Raw genomic sequence first — 17,684 nt, 5'->3', positions numbered from 1 at the left:
CGAAGTATTTCTAGAGGCGATAACCCCCGTCGACCGACAGCGCCTGGCCGGTGATCCGTCCGCCTTCGGGCGAGACCAGCAGCAGCGCCATGGCGGCGATGTCCTCGGGCTCCATGATGCAGCCCAGCGCAGCCCGGTCCGTGGCATAGGCGCGCGCTTCGGCTTCGGTGATGCCCATGTGCCGCGCGGTGCTGGCGAAATCGACCATCGCGGTGTTGGTCCAGCCCGGGCAGATGCAGTTGGCGGTGATCCCCGAACTGCCGCAGTCCTGCGCCAGCTGCCTGGTCAGCCCGACGAGCCCGTGCTTGGCGGCGACATAGCCCGGCGGACCGCCTTCGTTGGCGCGCAGCGCCTCGGTCGAGCCGATCGTGATGATCCGGCCGTAGCGCTGCGCACGCATCGTCGGCATCGCCGCCTGGATCGTCCACCAGGCGGAAGTGAGGTTCAGCAGCAAGGTCGCCTCGAAGCCCTCGTCGCCGCCGTCGAGGCAGGTGTGCATGCCCGCCACGCCGCCGACGTTGGGCACGACGATGTCGATGCGGCCGAAGCGCTCAAGCGCGGCTTCGACCGGCTGCCGCGCCGCTGCTCGGTCTGTGGCATCGGCTTCCACCGCGAGCCCGTCCACGCCGAGGCCCTTGGCTTCGGCTACGGTCCAGTCGAGTTCGGCCTTGCTGCGCGAGGAGACGACGACCGCCGCGCCTTCGCCGGCCAAGGCGAGCGCGATCGCCCGGCCGATGCCGCGTCCACCGCCGGTCACCACGGCTACCTGTCCTTCAAGCTTGTCCATTCGTCCACTCTCATCCCATCGCTCGTGCGAATTGGCCCGAACTATGGATTTCCGCGCTCGCCGAACGCAAGTTTCGATTGTGCACAGCGCCGCAAGCATGCTTATGGCCCAGCAGAATCATCTCGGGAGAGCCGGAATCATGTCGCAGGGAAATCTTGGAATCGAGCCTGAAGTCCTCAAGGCGATCTATGGCCAGATGGCGCGCATCCGTGCCGTCGACAAGGCGATCCAGGCCGGCCTCTCGGCGGGCAAGTTTATGTTCACCTACTGGCCGATGACCGGTCAGGAGTGCATTCCCGCAACAATCTCGCAGCTCACCACCGAGCGCGACTACATGATCACCACCTATCGCGGCATTCATGACCAGGTCGCCAAGGGCGTTGACCTCTACGGCATGTTCGCCGAGGCGCTCGGCCGCGAGGACGGCGTCAACAAGGGCAAGGGCGGCAGCCCGCACATCTCGGACCCGGCCTCGGGCTCGATGGTCACCACTGCGATCGTCGGCGCCGGCGCGCCGATCGCCAACGGCCTGGCCATCTCGGCCAAGGAACGCGGCGAGGACCGTGTCACCATCGTCAACTTCGGTGACGGCGCCACCTCGATCGGCGCGATGCACGAAGCCATGAACCTGGCCGGCGCCTGGAAGCTCCCGGTCATCTTCATGTGCCAGAACAACACCTGGGGCGAATACACGCGCATCCCGACCTATACGTCGAGCCCGAACTTCTTCGGCCGTGCCGAAGCGCTGGGCTTCAAGGGCGTGCAGCTCGACGGCAACGATCCCGCCGCCTTCTACAAGGGCATGAAGGAAGTCATCGACTACGTTCGTGAGGGCAAGGGCCCGGTCTTCGTCGAAGCCATGACCTATCGCCTCGGGCCGCATGCCGGCGTCGGTGACAACTACAACGCGACCAAGGAAGAGCTCGCTGCCGGCAAGGAGCGCGCACCGATCGAGAAGACGCGCGCGCTGCTGATCGAAGCGGGCATCTCGACCGAGGGTGAACTCGCCGACCTCGAAGCCGCGGCCAAGGCCGAGGTCGAGGACGCGATCGCCCGCGCGCTGGAGAGCAAGCCGACCCCGCCGAGCGAGACGGTCGTCGACGTCTTTGCCGACGTCGACAGCGTTCCCCGGCGCGGCCATTATCCGGTCCGCGCAGCCGAGGGCGAGCTTTCGGGTGAAACCGAATCGATGATGATGGCCCAGGCCGTCCGCGACGCGCAGCACATCGCGATGACAAAGAACCCCGAGGTGTTCATCCTCGGCGAGGACGTCGGCGATCCCCAGGGCGGCGTGTTCGGCACCAACAAGGGTCTGCAGACCGAATTCGGCGACCGCCGCGTCCGTCCGACCCCGATCGCCGAGACGGCGATCATCGGCGCTGCGATCGGGGCGTCGATCGCCGGCATGCGCCCGATCGCCGAGATCATGTTCGTCGACTTCCTCGGCGTCTGCCTCGACCAGATCGCCAACCATGCGGCCAAGCAGCGCTACATGTCGGGTTCGGCGACCCACGCGCCGCTGACCATCCGCATGCAGCTCGGCGGCGGCATGGGCGGCTTTGGCGCCCAGCACTCGCAGAGCCTGGAAGCCTGGCTGACGCACACGCCTGGCATCAAGGTCGCCTATCCGTCGAACCCGGTGGACGCCAAGGGCATGCTGCTCTCGGCGATCGACGATCCCGATCCGGTGGTCATGCTGGAATCGATGATGCTGCTCTACACGTTCAAGGGCGACGTGCCGAAGGGCGAGTACAAGATCCCGCTCGGCGTCGCCAAGGTGCGCCGCCCGGGCAAGGACCTGACGCTGATCTCCTACGGTTACATGCTCAACCACTGCCTCACGGCGGCGGAGGAAGTGGCCAAGGACGGCATCGACGTGGAAGTGATCGACCTGCGCTCGCTAGTGCCGATCGACTACCACCGCATTCTCGACTCCGTGAAGAAGACCGGCCGCGCGCTGGTCGTCCACGCTGCAGTAGAGTTCTGCGGCCTCGGCGCCGAGGTCTGCTCGACGATCAACGAGGAACTGTGGGGCACGCTCAAGGCGCCCGCCACGCGCTATGGTGCCGATTATGCGCCGATGGCCTACTCGAACGCGATCGAGTTCAGCCAGGTTCCGACGCCGCCCTCCATTGCCGCGCGCATCCGCGCCGCGGTCAAATCCTGATCCCGTTCAACAGAAGGTGAACCGATGTCGACGACTTTGACCCTGCCCAAGCTCGAAATGTCGATGAGCGAGGGCACGCTTGCCGAGTGGAAGGTGGAAGACGGCGCCACCGTGAAGGAAGGGGACGTGATCTACGTCCTGGAGACCAACAAGACGGCGCGTGACATCGAGGCGCCCGCCTCGGGCACGCTCGTCCACAAGGCGCCGGCCGGTGAGACCTATGACGTGGGTACGGAGATCGGCGAGATTGTCTGATCCGAAAAGCGGCTGCCGAAGGCGGCTGTAAAAATGACTGAGGCCGGGTCAGCGAATGCTGGCCCGGCCTTCAGTGTTTCTCCAGATGCCTTCAGGTCAGTGGCGCCGCGCAGTCGCCATGGGGAACTCCGCTCGCGCCGGAACGAAATTGCCCACCGGAATTTCCCGGGGCAGCGGGCCGTGACCGCGCATCAGTTGCTCGAGCAGTCGCTCGCCCAGCGGCCAGTCGCCAAGAGCGCTGTCGGCGTTGATATGGCCGACTGCGCCGGCATCGGCGAAACGGCTGCCCCAGTCGCGCGCCAGCGAGATCGCGCTGCGCTGGCTGCAATAGGAATCGTCCTGGCTCGCCACGACGACGCTGGGGAAGGGCAACTCGGAGCGCGGGCAGGCGGAGAAGCGCGAAAGCCTCGGATCTAGGCCAGGACGGTCGACGTCGGGCGGGGCGACAAGCAGGGCGCCGATGACGTTGGTGTCGGGACCGGGCCGTTCGTATTCGGCCCACCAGGCTACGGTCATGCAGCCCAGGCTATGCGCGACGAGCACGACCGGCCGGTCGGCACGATGGATCGCGAGGTTGAGCTTGTTGACCCAGGTATTGCGGTGCGGGTCGTCCCACATGCCCAGCTCGACGCGGTGAACATTGGCGCGTTTGCGTTCCCAGTGGGTCTGCCAATGGTCCGGACCGCTATCGTTGAGTCCGGGAATGAGCAGGATCAGGGGCTCCTGATCGTCATGCTTTCGCGTGTTTTCAACATGGTAGGCCATGGTCGTAACTCCTGAGAGGACAGGCTGGCCGGTCGACTCGGAATACGTCCCGACAGGTCTCTACATAATTCAACCATTTTAATAGACAATAGAATTGCGTCGCAAGGACGGCCTGCTGCGCCGGAATGAATTTGGTTGCGATAGAGAGTGTCTGCCGTCGGGATCGGCGGTGAAATCGGAACGTGGCGGCAGCAGGCGCTTAACCAAGGAAAATTTTCGCGGGGCAGCAAAAAATGGAGCTCCGGATTCCATGGCATGGCGGGGTCTTAACCAAGCAGCTTCTTTCCGAAGTGCATGCCTGGCCGACAAGGAGATTGCCGTGCTGAACGATATTCTGTTCTTCGCGAGCGTAGTGACCTTTTCGGCGGCGGCGATCCTCGGGTACTGGCAGCTGCTTCGCGCCGAAGCCGAAGGGCTCGAGGAACCGGTTGCCGTTGGCACTGAACCCGAGCTTTTGCCGGAGCCGGTGCCCGCGACTGTCTAACGAGCCAGCGATTCGATGTCATCCGCGCCCTAACAGCGCCTTCCGGGCGCAGGCGGCGCTATTTCATCATCAGCATGATGCCCCAGCTCAGCCCCGTTCCGGCGATGAACAGCGGCCAGGACCAGGCCACGTAGTGGCCCTGAACCGCGAACTCGTGAATGTTGAGGAAGCCCCCAGTCGACTGGCCGGCCCAAATCGTGCCGGACACGACAAATGTCAGGATGGCCCCCAGCAGGATCGCCTTGAGCAGTGACATGACCATTCCCCCGTCAGAATGTAACTGGTGCTTTTACAGGCTTTTTCGATCCAGAAGATTAACCGGCGATCTTAGCCTGTGAAAGCCCCATCCGAAAAAGGTAACGGGGACTAAATGCTATGATTTTGTCGGGGATCCGTGCGACTGCGCGCGAATGATCCGATCGGCCAGGGCTCCGAAGCCTAGGCCGATCGCGGCCCAAAGCACGGCTTGAGTGCCCAGCGATGCGATCCGAAACGCCCAAAGGAGCGAGGCCGGGAAATCGGCGGGAACCTCGTCGATCACGGGGAGTGCCAGTTGGCTCAAGGCAATGCCGACGATGAAGGCCGCTGCTCCGCACAGCGATGCGTTGAAAGGATCCATGTACTCCCAGGCAACGCGTCTGATCTTCATCGCCAGCACGGCCATGGCAATCGAAAGTGCGATCAGGCCGAAATAGGCGGCAGTGCGCAGGCCTACCGTTTCATGCTGTCCGACCGCGGGCGGTGTCGGCGGATACTTGAGCGCGGGCACGATGACGATGAGCAGGAATGCTCCGGCCGCCAGCAGTAGCGCGAAGCTGCGCGGTCCGATCAGCGCCCAGCGGCCATAGCCGTAGGCGAAGACCAGCGCGAAGATGCCGCCGACCGCAGCGCCATAAAGTGCCATCGCCGTCAGCAATCCGGCCCCCTTCTGGGTATCGCGGCTGACCAGTTCAGGACCTTCGTCGGCATGATGCCCGGGATCATGGGCCGCGTGCATCGCTTCGAAGGCGATGGCTCGGTCCACATGCGGCTCGGCGAAAGTCCGTGCGAACAGGGTGGAGAGCAACGCCGCGAGCACGCCAACGAGCATGCCCCGCCACAGCAGGTCCTTGGTCATGTCAGGCCTTCCGCCGTTAGTGGCAGGGGAAGCCCAGCAGGTGGCGGCCGTCGTGCACGAATTCGTGGACGTACATGCCGTCGAATAGGGAGAAGGCGCCTTGCTCGGTGCTGACGAAATAGAGGAAGATCGTCGCGATCAGCAGGCCGAACACCGCCCAGGGCAGGATTTCCTCGACCGGAATCGTCGTCGTGCCGGCCACGGGCACGAAAGTGTCGTCGAAATAGGCGGCAGTCGCCATCGGTATCACTCCGCTCGGGCTAGCGCGGCCCGTCGTTGAACATGATCCGGGGAAAGGTCTGACTCTCGACTGCCGGAGGCATCGTCGATAACAGTGGCGCGACCGTGCCGGAATTGCACCGGCTTCTTTGCCCCGGTTCGCTTCCTCCCGAATAGGAGCGAACGAGCCGCGGCGTCAATCTCCCGCGGAGGTGTTTCCTGGCCACGCGCCTCAGACTGCTATGCTGCGGCGCGACCGCCGCGAGCCGGACGGCGGCATTTCCGCGCCGTGACGAGCCGCTCGACGAGGGAGGGCGACGCTTGGCCGCTGCGCGGGTTCTGGGCGGTCCTGTGCCGGCAATCGCCTTCGTCGCGCCCGACCCTGCAGCGCGCGAAACGGCCTCGTTGATGGGCGTCGCGGCTGAGGTCGAAACGATTCTCGCCGATAGCGACCACGGCGACTGGACGGGCCACAGCCTCATCGAACTGCAAGGCTCCGATCCGACCGGACTAGCGCTCTGGCTGGCCGAGCCTGCATCTGGCGCTCCTCGCGGCGAAACACTTGTGGCAGTCGCAGCGCGGGTCGGGCCGTGGCTCGACCGGATCGCCGAAACCGAGGCCACGGTGCTGGCAATCACCCATCCCGCGGTGATCCGCGCGGCAATCGCCCATGCGCTGGGATGCCCGCTCGAGACCACGCTCAACATCGATATCGCGCCGCTTTCCGAGACTTCGCTCTCGTTCAATCGCCGCTGGCGGTTGCAGGGCCTGACCGCCGGATAGCCAAACGGCTTGCGCAGATCGCCGCACCTGTCTAACCAGCCGCCGTCCATGCAGCGGTTCGACCGCGGTGGGCAATGATCGCGCCGGTGCCTCGCAAGAGGCTTAAAATGGGAACGCGGTGAGGGCGGCAGGCGCAATCCTGTCCTCCGAATCCGAGGCTGTCCCTGCAACTGTAAGCGGCGAGCGCGATGTACATGTGCGGCCGGGCAGACAGCCCCGAGCCGCCAGCCACTGGGCCGGACGCTAACTCCTGCGAGGCCTGGGAAGGCCGTGCATCAAGCTATGACCCGCGAGCCAGGAGACCTGCCGGCGTCTGGTCGCTCTTGCCTTGGTCCAGGGGATGGCCGCGGCACGGTGTACTCCGTCTGAGCGACGAACGAGCGGCAGGGGCCGCATCGGAGACGTGCGACGGTCGCCCAGGCGTCCGGCCGCTGCGCGTGCCGACCGTTCGCGAACGGCACGCCCCCGCCCGACGTCGACTGACGCCGATGGGGTAACTCCGAATGAAGAATACGTTTTCCAGCATTTCCCGCATTGCTTTGGCTTGCACTCTGGCCGGCATTGCACCCGCGATGGCCCATGCCGACGACGCGGCCGATACTGCGGATCGCGACGCGGACAGCATCCTCGTCGTCGGCCAGCGCACGGCCGCGCTCGATACCACGCAGTCCACCGGCAGCCGGCTGGGCCTCTCGGTGCTCGAGACGCCGGCCTCAATCGCCATCGTCGACGGCGAGACGCTGCGCGCGCGCGGCGATCTCAGCATCCAGGATGCGGTGACGCGCGCGCCGGGCATCGTCAGCGTTGCCAATCCGGGCAACGGTGGCACCGCGCTTTCCGCGCGCGGCTTTGCCGGGCAGGGTTCGGTGCTGCAACTGATCGACGGCGTCCGACTTTTCCCGGTGGCGGGCACGATCACTTTCCCGACCGACCCCTGGATGGCCGACCGGATCGAAGTGCTGAGCGGCCCGGCTTCGGTACTCTACGGCCAGGGCGCGCTCGGAGGCGCGATCAACGTCGTCACGCGGCAGCCCAACACCGATCGCCTCCGTGCCCAGGCCGAGGTCGGCTATGGCTCGCAGAACAGCTTCCGCGCGGGCGCTGGCCTGGGTGGTCCGCTGGGCGACCTGTTCTCGTTCCGCGTGGATGGCTCCTATCGCCGCGCGGACGGCTACGTCGAGCGCGGCAAGTCGGAAAGCTACGCGCTGTCCGGTGCACTCCGCTTTGCACCCAGCGGCAGCTTCTCGCTCACGCTGCGCGACGACTATGGCAACCAGCGCCCGATGGAATATTTCGGTACGCCGCTGATCAACGGCAAGCTCGACACCTCGATCCGCAAGCGCAATTACAACGTTGCCGACGCCGACCTGCATTACCGTGACAACCGCACTACGCTCACGGCCGATTGGTCGCCGAGCGACACACTGACCTTCACCAACACCGCCTACCGCCTGACGAGCCGGCGCCTGTTCAAGGATCTGGAGTCTTATTGCTGGATCGGCGCCGACGGCTTCTGTCCCAACGGCTACAATTCCGATCCGGGAACGCCAGGTCTGATCTACCGCACCGACAATCTCGGCATCGATCACGACCAGACCCAAATCGGGGATCAGGGAAGCATCAAGCTCGAGACGCCTATCGGTAACGGGGTCAGCAACACCCTGGTTGCCGGCTTCGACGTGAATCTGGTTAAGCTGACCTATTCGAACGACTTCGGATCGGACCTGCAGGAAGACGAGGTCAACCCCCGCAACTTCAACCCGGGCCTGTTCTTCGATACCCAGGGCATCGCACCGCGCTTCCGCACGCGCACCAACGAATATGCCTTCTTCGCCGAGGATCGGCTGAAGCTGAACGACCAGATTTCGCTTGTCGGCGGGCTCCGTTACGAACACGACCGTGTCCGCCGCTGGACTCTCAACTACACCGGCAGCACGATCAGCAGCGAAACGCAGGTGCTCGACAAGAAGCTGAGCAACACGACCTGGCGCGTCGGCGCGATCTATCAGCCGACTTCCAACATCTCGCTCTACGGCCAATATTCGACCGGCGTCGATCCGCTCGGCACGCTGACGACCTATTCGACCGGGCAGGTCGCGTTCAGCAACGCGACGGGCAACCAGATCGAATTTGGCGTCAAGGCCAGCTTCCTGGGTGGGCGCGGTTCGGCGACGCTGGCGGCCTACCGCATCGTCAAGAACAACCTCCTGGCACAGAAGACCCTGACGAGCCCGATCGAGCAGGTCGGACAGCGCTCGGCCAAGGGTATCGAAGCCTCGGTGGCGATCGATCTGCCCGAGGGCTTCGGGATCGAGGCGAACGGCACGGTGCTCGATGCAAAGTACGACGACTTCATCAGCGGCGGCTTCAACTACAATGGCAAGACACCCGCCGGCATCGCCGAAATCGCGGGCAACCTGTCGCTGCGCTGGGATCCGATCGAAAAGCTCCAGGCACGGGCCAGCCTGCGCTATGTCGGCAAGCGCTATTCGGACGATGCCAACTTGTTCAAGGTGCCCGGCTATGCCGTGGTCGATGCCTCGCTGTCCTATGCGCTGATCGAAAACGTCGCGATCGACGTCCGCGTCTACAACCTGTTCGACAAGGCCTACGCGGTCACGACCTACAACGACGAGCAGTGGATCCTGGGGAGGCCGCGTTCGTTCGACGTGGCGCTGCGTGCCCGCTTCTAAGGCTCATACCAGAACAGCGCCGGGCCGTATGGTCCGGCGCTGGCTCTACCTGATCCATCGCTGGATCGGGATCGGCAGCTGCTTGCTGTTCGCGATCTGGTTCGTGTCGGGCCTGGTCATGATCTACGTGCCCTATCCGTCGCTGACCCGGGCAGAGCGGCTCGCGCATCTACAGCCGATCGATTGGTCGGCGGTGACCGCGCCGGCGCCGCAGCAGGCCGGCCTCCGCTCGATAGTGCTGGAGATGCGCGACGGGCACCCGGTCTGGCGGATCACGCCGTGGGAGGGCAAGCCAAGCGCCATTTCGGCCGAGGTCGGGCGGGCCATCGCGCCAGTTGATGCGGCAATGGCGCGTCGGGTTGCGGAAGGCTTCGGCCGCGCACACGTGAGCGCTCTCAAACAGATCGAACGTGATCAGTGGACCGTAGCGGGCGGGTTCGACAAGCATCGCCCTCTATGGAAAGCCTCGCTGGGCGATCCGGTCGGAAGCGAGATCTATGTCTCGTCGAGCACGGGTGATGTCGTCCAGGAAACCAGCCATAGCGAACGCGTGTGGAACTGGTTGGGTTCGGTACCTCACTGGATCTATCCGACGGTGCTGCGCCAGAATGGCGAGGCCTGGCGGCAAGTGGTGCTCTGGGTCTCGGGGCCCTGCATCGCGGCCGGCGTGACCGGTCTGTGGATCGGCATCCTGCGCACCCGCCTGGGGCGCCGCCGCTTCAAGGGCGGCCGCGTGACGCCCTATCACGGCTGGATGCTCTGGCATCATGTCGCCGGGCTGGTCGGCGGCCTGGCCTTGATCGCCTGGATATTCAGCGGTTGGCTGTCGGTCGATCCGGGACGCCTGTTTCGCAGCGACGGCATTTCTGACGCGGCGCTGCGTGACTATGCCGGGGATGCCGTGCCACCGACTGTCGACGGACTGAAAGCGGCAGGGGCCGTGCGCGTCGAAGCCATCTCCGCTGTGGGGCAGCCGTTGCTGCTGGTTTCGCGGGCTTCAGGCAAGCAACGGGTTCTCAACGGACGGACGTTTCAACCTTTCCGCATGCCGCAGGGCCGAATCGAGCAAGTCGCCGCGCGGCTGGTTCCTCATGCTCCGATCCTCGGCATCGACCATCTGACTGCGCCCGACGCCTACTGGTACGAAGCCGGTTCCCTGCCGCGCCTTCCCGTCACGCGGATACGGTTCGGCGATCCTGCGGCGACCTGGGTCCATATCGCGCCCGATACCGGCGAAGTGCTGGGCACGATCGACGCGAAAGGCCGCACCTATCGCTGGCTGTTCGACCTGCTGCACAAGTGGGACCTCAATGCGCTGACGCAGCGGCGCCCGCTCTGGGACGTCGTGCTGTGGAGCCTGTCACTGCTTGGCCTCGTCACCTCGATAAGCGGCGTCTGGCTTGGCTGGAAACGCCTGCTCCGTGACGGAAAATCGCGACACACCGACAGAATTCGAACAGGAGTAAAGACATGAGCAAGGTTCCGACGACTGTGATCACCGGCTTCCTGGGGGCGGGCAAGACCACGCTGATCCGGCATCTGCTGCAGAACGCCAAGGGCCGGCGGCTGGCGCTGATCGTCAACGAGTTCGGCGATGTCGGGGTCGACGGTGAACTGCTGCGCGGCTGCAACGACGAAGCTTGTCCCGAGGACGACATCGTCGAGCTGGCCAACGGCTGCATCTGCTGCACGGTGGCCGACGATTTCCTGCCGACGATGATGAAGCTGCTCGACCGGCCCAATCCGCCCGAGCACATCATCATCGAGACCTCTGGCCTCGCGCTGCCCAAGCCGCTGGTCAAAGCGTTCCAGTGGCCCGACATCCGCACCCGCGCGACGGTCGACGGCGTGGTCGCGCTGATCGATGCCGATGCCGTCGCCGCGGGCCGCTTCGCCACCGACGAGGCGGCGCTGGCCCTGGCGCGCGCGGCCGATCCCTCGCTCGATCACGACAGCCCGCTGGAGGAACTCTACGAGGACCAGCTCGCCTGCGCCGATCTCGTCATTCTCAACAAGTCCGACCTCGTCGATGGCGAGACGCTGACGAAGATCGAGGCCGATATCGCCGGCGACACCCGCGGCGGGGTGAAGATTGTGCGGGCCGATCATGGCGCCGTCGATGCCGCCGTGCTGCTGGGCCTGTTCGCCGGCGCCGAGGACGATCTCGAAGCGCGCCCGTCGCATCACGACGCCGATCCCGATCACGATCACGACGATTTCGACAGCTTCGTGGTCAAGGGCGGCGCAGTCGGCAACGTGGCACCGCTGCTTGCCGCAATGTCGGCGCTGATCGCCGAGCATGACGTGCTGCGCATGAAGGGCATGGTCGCGGTGGCAGGTCGTCCGGCGCGGCTGGTGATCCAGGCGGTAGGCCCACGGATCCAGCACTACTACGACCGCGCCTGGGCGCCAGGCGAGGTGCAGCAATCGCAGCTCGTGGTGATAGGCCAGCAGGGGCTCGACCAGGCGGCGATCGGGACGGCGCTGGGCGCGGTGCTCGGTTGATGCATCTGCTGGCCGCCACACCCGGTACGGTTTCGAACGGCGACGAGGCGATCGACCTTGCCCAGTCGCCGGGCGACATCGTGTTCCTGACCGTGGCGGACAGCGAACTCGTCTGCTTCGCCAAGGCGGCGGCGACCTTGGGTGAGGGCGCGCCGTCGATCCGGCTGGTCAACCTGCTCCAGCTCAAGCATCCCTATTCGGTCGATCTCTACGTCGAGAAGGTGATCGCCCAGGCCCGCTTCGTCTGCGTCGTGCTGCTCGGCGGCAAGAGCTACTGGCCCTACGGCGTTGACGAGATCGCCCGCGTCTCGCGCGAGAAAGGCATCGCCTTTGCCGCGATTGCCGACGGCCGCGAGCCCGATCCCGCGCTCGATGCAGCCTCGACCGTCCCGCAGGATATCCGCGAACGCCTGCGCGATTATCTGCGGCAAGGCGGGATCGCCAATGCCGGTGCCTTCCTGCGCCACGCTGCGCGGCTGATCGGCCGGGACATCGGCGAGCCCGACGATCCGGTGCCGGTGGTCGATGCCGGGCTCTACCTGCCGGGCACCGAACGGCCAACGCTCGCCGATCTGCGCGGGCACTGGATAGAGGGGCGGCCGGTCGCGCTGGTCTGCTTCTATCGCGCGCTGATGGTGGCGGGCACGCTCGACGCCGTGGATGCGCTGGTCGCTGCGCTGGCCGAACGCGGGCTCAATGTCGCCGCCGTTTATGTCCGCGCGCTGCGCGAGCCTTTCGCCATCGACTGGCTGCGCGGGGTCATCGGCGAGATCCGGCCCGACGTCATCCTCAACGCGACCTCCTTCGCGGCCTCGTCGCCGGGCGAGGACCGGATCGGTTCCGTACTCGAAGACGCCGACTGCCCGATCCTTCAGACGGTCTTCGCCGGGATCGAACAGGACGCCTGGCAGGACAGCCCTCGCGGGCTCGGCCCGCGCGACCTGGCGATGAACGTCGCGCTGCCCGAAGTCGACGGAAGGCTGTTCACCCGCGCCGTCGCGTTCAAGGCCGCCGAGCGGTTCGATGCGCTGACCGAATGCGGCATCGTTGTGCCAAGGGTCGCGCCGGACCGTGTCGCTTTCGTCGCGGGTCTAGCGGCGAACTGGGCGCGTTTGCGCAAGGCTGCACCGGCCGAGCGCCGCGTCGCGCTGGTGCTCGCCAACTACCCCAACCGCGACGGCCGGGTCGGCAACGGCGTCGGCCTCGACACGCCCGCCAGCGCCGCCGCCATTCTCGCCGCGCTGCGCGACGAGGGCTATTTTGTCGGCGATGCACCGTGGGACGGCGCTGCGCTGATGCGGATAATGCTTGGCGGTGTGACCAATGCGCTCGATTCCGTGGCACGGCCCGGTGAGGTCGCTCTGTCGCTGGGCGATTACCGCGCAGCCTTCGCCGAGATGCCGCAGGAGGCCCGCAATGCCGTTCTGGCGCAATGGGGCGAGCCCGAGGCCGATCCGTTCGTCCGCGATGGCGCGTTCCAGCTCGCGGTCCATCGCTTCGGCAACGTCGCCGTCGCGGTGCAGCCGGCGCGGGGGTACAATGTCGATCCCAAGACGACGTATCACGATCCGGCGCTCGTGCCGCCGCATGCCTATCTGGCGTTCCACGTCTGGCTGAACCACCATTTCGCAGCCCATGCCGTCGTCCATGTCGGCAAGCACGGCAATCTCGAATGGCTGCCGGGCAAGGCGCTGGCGCTGTCGGAGACCTGCTTTCCCGAGATCTGCGCCGGCGCGGTGCCGCAGCTCTATCCCTTCATCGTCAACGATCCGGGCGAAGGGACCCAGGCCAAGCGGCGGATCGGCGCGGCGATCATCGATCACCTGACCCCGCCGCTGACCCGCGCCGAAAGCTATGGGCCGCTCAAGGCGCTGGAAGCGCTGGTCGACGAATACTACCTCGCCGCCGGCATGGACCCGCGGCGGATCAACCACCTCAAGGGCGAGATTCTGAACCTCGCGCGCAGCCAGGGCCTCGATGCCGATGCCGGTGCGGTGGGGGACGGCGACGATGCACTGGCGGCGCTCGACAACTACCTGTGCGAGCTCAAGGAAATGCAGATCCGCGATGGGCTGCATGTGTTCACCAGCTCGCCCGAAGGCCGGCTGCGAACCGACCTGCTCATCGCCTTGTCGCGCACGCCACGTGGGTATGAAACGCCGGGCCAGGCCTCGCTGCTGCGAGCGATAGCGGACGATCTCGCGCTGGGCTTCGATCCGCTCGATTGCCGGATGGGCGATGCGTGGACGGGACCGCGCCCGACTCTCCTCGATGCGGTGACGACCGATCCGTGGCGGTCGGTAGGCGACACGATCGAACGGCTTGAATTGCTTGCTACAAACCTCGTCTCCTCGCTCCCTCATCCCGGAGACGAAGTGGGGGAGAGGACGGCCGCCGTTCTTTCATCGATCGCCAATGACCTCGCCCCCCGCGTCGATGCCTGCGGGCGGGCCGAACGCACGGCCCTGCTGTGCGGCCTCGCCGGGCGCTTCATCGCCCCGGGTCCTTCCGGCGCCCCGACGCGCGGGCGGCCCGACGTCCTCCCGACGGGGCGCAACTTCTATTCGGTCGATACCCGCTCGGTGCCGACCGCGACCGCTTGGGAGCTCGGCCAACGCTCGGCGCAGTTGTTGGTCGACGACTACCTCCAGACCGAGGGCGAATATCCCAAGGCCATGGCGCTCTCCGCCTGGGGCACGGCCAACATGCGCACGGGCGGCGACGACATTGCCCAGGCCCTGGCGCTGATGGGCGTTCGCCCGCGCTGGGACTGGACGTCGGGCCGGGTGATCGGCTTCGAGGTGATGAAAGTCGTCGAGCTCGGCCGCCCGCGCGTCGACGTGACCTTCCGGGTGTCGGGCTTCTTCCGCGATGCCTTTCCCGAACAGATCGACCTGCTCGATTCCGCCGCGCGCGCGGTCATGGCACTGGAGGAACCTGAGGAAGACAATCCCGCCGCGGCCCGTCACCGCGCCGAAGCGGAACGACTGATCGCGGAAGGCAGCGATGCTAAATCCGCCGCTCTCCGTGCCGGCTACCGCGTGTTCGGGTCGAAACCGGGGGCCTATGGTGCAGGCCTCCAGGCGATGATCGATGAGAAGATCTGGCAGGACCGCGCCGATCTGGCGAACGTCTATCTCGACTGGGGCTCCTACGCTTACGGCTCGGGCGTCGAAGGAGACGCCGAGCGCGGTCTCTTCGCCGAGCGGCTGATCCAGTCCGATGCCGTCGTGCAGAACCAGGACAACCGCGAGCACGACCTGCTCGACAGCGACGACTACTACCAGTTCGAAGGCGGTATCGCTTCGGCGGTCGAGCATCTGTCGGGCAAGCGGCCGCGCGCCTATCACAACGATCATAGCCGCCCGGAACGTCCGGTGATCCGCACGCTGGAGGACGAGATCGGCCGCGTCGTCCGCGCCCGCGTAACCAATCCCAAATGGATCGCCGGCGTCATGCGCCACGGCTACAAGGGCGCCTTCGAGATCGCCGCCTCGGTCGACTATCTCTTCGCTTTCGCCGCGACGACCCACGCCGTGCGCGATCATCATTTCGACGCCGTCCACGCCGCCTTCATCGAGGACGAGAAAGTCCGCGCCTTCATGGCCGAGGTGAACCCGGCCGCGCTGCGCGAGACCGCTGCCCGCCTCGCCGAGGCGCTCGAGCGCGGCCTGTGGAAACCCAGATCGAACAGCGCGGGCGCTTTGCTCGCAGACCTAGCCGGAGAATGACCATGGCCGAACGCACCGACGAACAGCACGCCGAGAAGATGAAGAAGAAGCAGGCCGCGCACGACCGGATCATGGCGGGCAAGACGATCGAGAAGGGCCTGCTGATCGTCAACACGGGCAAGGGCAAGGGCAAGACCACGGCCGCACTCGGCATGGTCGTGCGCGCGATCGGCCACGGCAAGAAGGTCGGCGTGGTCCAGTTCGTCAAAGGCGCGATGACCACGGGCGAGAAGGTGGTATTCGATGCCTTCCCGAACCAGATCGAGTTCGAGCCGATGGGCGAAGGCTTCACCTGGAACACCCAGGACCGCGCGCGCGACATCGCCCTGGCGCGCATCGCCTGGGAAGAGGTCAAGCGGATGATCGCCGATCCGAGCTATCACATGGTCCTGGCCGACGAGCTCAACATCGTTCTGCGCTACGACTATCTGCCTCTCGACGAAGTGCTCGAAGTGCTCGCGGCCAAGCCCGAGATGACCCACGTCGTCGTCACAGGGCGCAATGCGCCGCAGGCACTGATCGACGCGGCCGATCTTGTCACCGAGATGACCCTGATCAAGCACCCGTTCCGCGAGCAGGGGGTCAAGGCGCAGCCTGGCATCGAGTTTTGACCCAGGAGCAGCCCGGCGCCCATCTGGAAGCACTGCTGCGCTGGCGCCGCGACGTTCGCCATTTTCGTACCGATCCGGTGCCCGAAACCGAAATGGAGCACTTGTTCGCTTGCGCCCAGCTCGCGCCGTCGGTCGGCAATGCGCAGCCCTGGCGCTTCCTGCGCGTCCGGACGCCGGCCTTGCGCACCGCTCTGGCCGATCATGTCGATGCGGCGGCGCAGCAGGCCGGCGCGCGTTACGGAACGGGCGAGCGCGGTGCGCTCTATGCCTCGCTCAAGCTTCATGGCCTGCGCGAGGCACCCGAGATCGTCGCAGTGTTCTCCGATGAAAGCCCCGACGAGGGGCACGCGCTGGGAATCGCGACGATGCCCGAGGCCCTGCGCTATTCGACCGTGCTCGCGATCCACACGATGTGGCTGACTGCGCAGAGCCGCGGCATCGGCCTGGGCTGGGTGTCGATCCTCGAACCCGGTTTCGTTGCCGAACTGCTCGGCGCGCCGGCGAACTGGCATTTCATCGCGCTGCTATGCGTGGGCTATCCGGTGGCGCAGCATGAGGTCCCCGAACTGGAGCGCCGGGGCTGGCAGGCGCGGCAGGACTGGCGCGTCCACGTCAGCGAGCGGTGATGCGCCCGCCCCGGTGCCGCTCTAGCTGCTGTGCGAGGCTGCGCGCCGCCTGGACGTAGGCGGGGCCGCCGCAGACGGTCCACGCCTGCGGAATGCTGAGCCGCGGAATTCCGTTCAGCGCCGGGTGGTGGAGCATTTCGGTGCCCTGGTCGCTGACGCGCTCGGTTGCGCTCTCGACGATGAGGTAGTCGGGCCGGGACGCCACCATCTCCTCGAGCGACATCTGCGACAGCGGCGACTTGTCGAGCTTGGCCGCCAGGTTGACGAAACCCAGGCGCGTCATCAGGTCGTCGACCAAGGTACCGGTGCCGGTCAGATAGCCGCGCCGCTGGTAATAGGCGGCGACCTTGCCGCGGCCGACCTTGGGGATGACGGCGAGGTCGCGCTGCATCTGCGCGATCATCGCCTCGCCGCGCTCGGGATGACCGACCGCAGCGGCAGTCGTGCGGATCGCGGCGAAGATGTCGTCCAGCGTATCGGCGCTCTTGAGGTCGATCATGCGATAGTGCTGGTCCTTCAGCACCGCGATCGCGGCGCTGCGCCTGGCGGGCATGCCGAGCACCAGATCCGGCCGGATCGCGAGGATTTCCTCGGCCGAGGTGCCGAGAATGCGCAGGCCGCCGGTCCTGGCCGCCACGGCGGACATCTCGGGCTTGTTGGCATTGCGCGTGAGCCCGGCGATCTGGTTGCGGTCGGCCAGCGCGAGCAGCAGCTGGTCGGCGCAGAGATTGAGCGAGACGATTCGCTGCGGTCGCGCGTTGGCCGGCTGTCGCTGCACCGTCCCGGACGAGGCCCAGCTCGCCGCGCCGGCCATCGCCAGGGCGGTCAGCGACGCCAGCAGTCCGGTGCGGCGGAGGAGGTGGGGAACGGCCATGGTCGCCTCCTTACCTTGCGCCTTCAGCGAAACAAGATGGCGGCCGGACGATCACCCGCCCCGCATT

General features: G+C 66.1%; 16 protein-coding genes and 2 riboswitches. Of the genes, 10 read left to right on the top strand and 6 right to left on the bottom strand.

Features of this window, described 5'->3' with window-relative positions; translation table 11 throughout:
• Positions 1 to 10: 10 nt before the first annotated feature.
• Entirely contained in the window at positions 11 to 787 is a 777-nt protein-coding gene (locus KRR38_RS07225) for an SDR family NAD(P)-dependent oxidoreductase (protein ID WP_217400060.1), read from the bottom strand.
• Between the two features lie 139 nt (positions 788 to 926).
• Here KRR38_RS07225 and KRR38_RS07220 point away from each other — a divergent pair, with 139 nt between their 5' ends.
• Together KRR38_RS07220 and KRR38_RS07215 are read left to right on the top strand one after the other, a co-directional pair.
• Positions 927 to 2,954, top strand: a complete 2,028-nt coding sequence (locus tag KRR38_RS07220) for a thiamine pyrophosphate-dependent enzyme (RefSeq protein ID WP_217400057.1) — start codon at positions 927 to 929, stop codon at positions 2,952 to 2,954.
• Between the two features lie 24 nt (positions 2,955 to 2,978).
• Positions 2,979 to 3,209, top strand: coding sequence for a lipoyl domain-containing protein (locus KRR38_RS07215; protein WP_217400053.1), 231 nt, complete (start codon positions 2,979 to 2,981; stop codon positions 3,207 to 3,209).
• 96 nt (positions 3,210 to 3,305) lie between these two features.
• Here KRR38_RS07215 and KRR38_RS07210 read toward each other — a convergent pair whose 3' ends face one another.
• Complete coding sequence (locus tag KRR38_RS07210; protein WP_217400051.1) at positions 3,306 to 3,974, bottom strand: alpha/beta hydrolase; 669 nt, start codon at positions 3,972 to 3,974, stop codon at positions 3,306 to 3,308.
• A 94-nt stretch (positions 3,975 to 4,068) separates the two neighbouring features.
• Here KRR38_RS07210 and KRR38_RS07205 point away from each other — a divergent pair, with 94 nt between their 5' ends.
• Positions 4,069 to 4,458 (top strand): hypothetical protein, encoded by a 390-nt coding sequence (locus tag KRR38_RS07205; protein WP_217400049.1) that lies wholly within the window; start codon positions 4,069 to 4,071, stop codon positions 4,456 to 4,458.
• A 58-nt stretch (positions 4,459 to 4,516) separates the two neighbouring features.
• On the opposite strand, the gene KRR38_RS07200 is transcribed toward KRR38_RS07205, so the two are convergent.
• The 3 genes from KRR38_RS07200 to KRR38_RS07190 form a co-directional block, all read right to left on the bottom strand.
• Positions 4,517 to 4,714: a hypothetical protein gene (locus KRR38_RS07200; RefSeq protein WP_217400046.1), complete on the bottom strand. Its 198-nt coding sequence runs from the start codon at positions 4,712 to 4,714 to the stop codon at positions 4,517 to 4,519.
• A gap of 117 nt (positions 4,715 to 4,831) precedes the next feature.
• Positions 4,832 to 5,575: a CbtA family protein gene (locus tag KRR38_RS07195; protein ID WP_217400029.1), complete on the bottom strand. Its 744-nt coding sequence runs from the start codon at positions 5,573 to 5,575 to the stop codon at positions 4,832 to 4,834.
• A gap of 16 nt (positions 5,576 to 5,591) precedes the next feature.
• The gene (locus tag KRR38_RS07190; protein ID WP_217400026.1) at positions 5,592 to 5,816 is read right to left on the bottom strand and encodes a CbtB-domain containing protein; all 225 of its coding nucleotides are present in this window, start codon (positions 5,814 to 5,816) and stop codon (positions 5,592 to 5,594) included.
• 33 nt (positions 5,817 to 5,849) lie between these two features.
• A riboswitch (cobalamin riboswitch) is annotated at positions 5,850 to 5,978 on the bottom strand.
• A 35-nt stretch (positions 5,979 to 6,013) separates the two neighbouring features.
• Here KRR38_RS07190 and KRR38_RS07185 point away from each other — a divergent pair.
• The 7 genes from KRR38_RS07185 to bluB all read left to right on the top strand — a co-directional run bounded on the left by KRR38_RS07185 (position 6,014) and on the right by bluB (position 16,743).
• Positions 6,014 to 6,577, top strand: coding sequence for a histidine phosphatase family protein (locus KRR38_RS07185; RefSeq protein ID WP_217407145.1), 564 nt, complete (start codon positions 6,014 to 6,016; stop codon positions 6,575 to 6,577).
• A 67-nt stretch (positions 6,578 to 6,644) separates the two neighbouring features.
• Positions 6,645 to 6,903, top strand: a riboswitch (cobalamin riboswitch).
• A 177-nt stretch (positions 6,904 to 7,080) separates the two neighbouring features.
• Positions 7,081 to 9,270 (top strand): TonB-dependent siderophore receptor, encoded by a 2,190-nt coding sequence (locus KRR38_RS07180; protein WP_217400023.1) that lies wholly within the window; start codon positions 7,081 to 7,083, stop codon positions 9,268 to 9,270.
• 28 nt (positions 9,271 to 9,298) lie between these two features.
• Positions 9,299 to 10,744 (top strand): PepSY domain-containing protein, encoded by a 1,446-nt coding sequence (locus tag KRR38_RS07175; RefSeq protein ID WP_217400021.1) that lies wholly within the window; start codon positions 9,299 to 9,301, stop codon positions 10,742 to 10,744.
• On the top strand, positions 10,741 to 11,775 hold the full coding sequence (gene cobW / locus KRR38_RS07170) for a cobalamin biosynthesis protein CobW (protein ID WP_217400018.1): 1,035 nt from the start codon (positions 10,741 to 10,743) through the stop codon (positions 11,773 to 11,775). The genes KRR38_RS07175 and cobW overlap by 4 nt, the downstream gene beginning before the upstream one ends.
• Positions 11,775 to 15,506 carry a cobaltochelatase subunit CobN gene (gene cobN / locus KRR38_RS07165; protein WP_217400015.1) on the top strand — a complete coding sequence of 1,244 codons (3,732 nt, stop codon included), beginning with the start codon at positions 11,775 to 11,777 and terminating at the stop codon, positions 15,504 to 15,506. The genes cobW and cobN overlap by 1 nt, the downstream gene beginning before the upstream one ends.
• Before the next feature lie 2 nt (positions 15,507 to 15,508).
• A complete protein-coding gene (gene cobO / locus KRR38_RS07160) occupies positions 15,509 to 16,117 on the top strand; it encodes a cob(I)yrinic acid a,c-diamide adenosyltransferase (RefSeq protein WP_217400013.1) in 609 nt (202 codons plus the stop codon).
• Complete coding sequence (gene bluB / locus KRR38_RS07155) at positions 16,114 to 16,743, top strand: 5,6-dimethylbenzimidazole synthase (protein WP_254514675.1); 630 nt, start codon at positions 16,114 to 16,116, stop codon at positions 16,741 to 16,743. The genes cobO and bluB overlap by 4 nt, the downstream gene beginning before the upstream one ends.
• Here the strand turns inward: bluB and KRR38_RS07150 are convergent.
• Positions 16,730 to 17,617 carry an ABC transporter substrate-binding protein gene (locus tag KRR38_RS07150; RefSeq protein WP_217400010.1) on the bottom strand — a complete coding sequence of 296 codons (888 nt, stop codon included), beginning with the start codon at positions 17,615 to 17,617 and terminating at the stop codon, positions 16,730 to 16,732. The genes bluB and KRR38_RS07150 overlap by 14 nt on opposite strands.
• Between the last annotated feature and the right edge of the window lie 67 nt (positions 17,618 to 17,684).

Origin of the sequence: Novosphingobium sp. G106 (genome assembly GCF_019075875.1) — a bacterium.
Classification (GTDB): Bacteria; Pseudomonadota; Alphaproteobacteria; order Sphingomonadales; family Sphingomonadaceae; genus Novosphingobium.
This window is presented reverse-complemented; position numbering and strand designations above follow the sequence as displayed.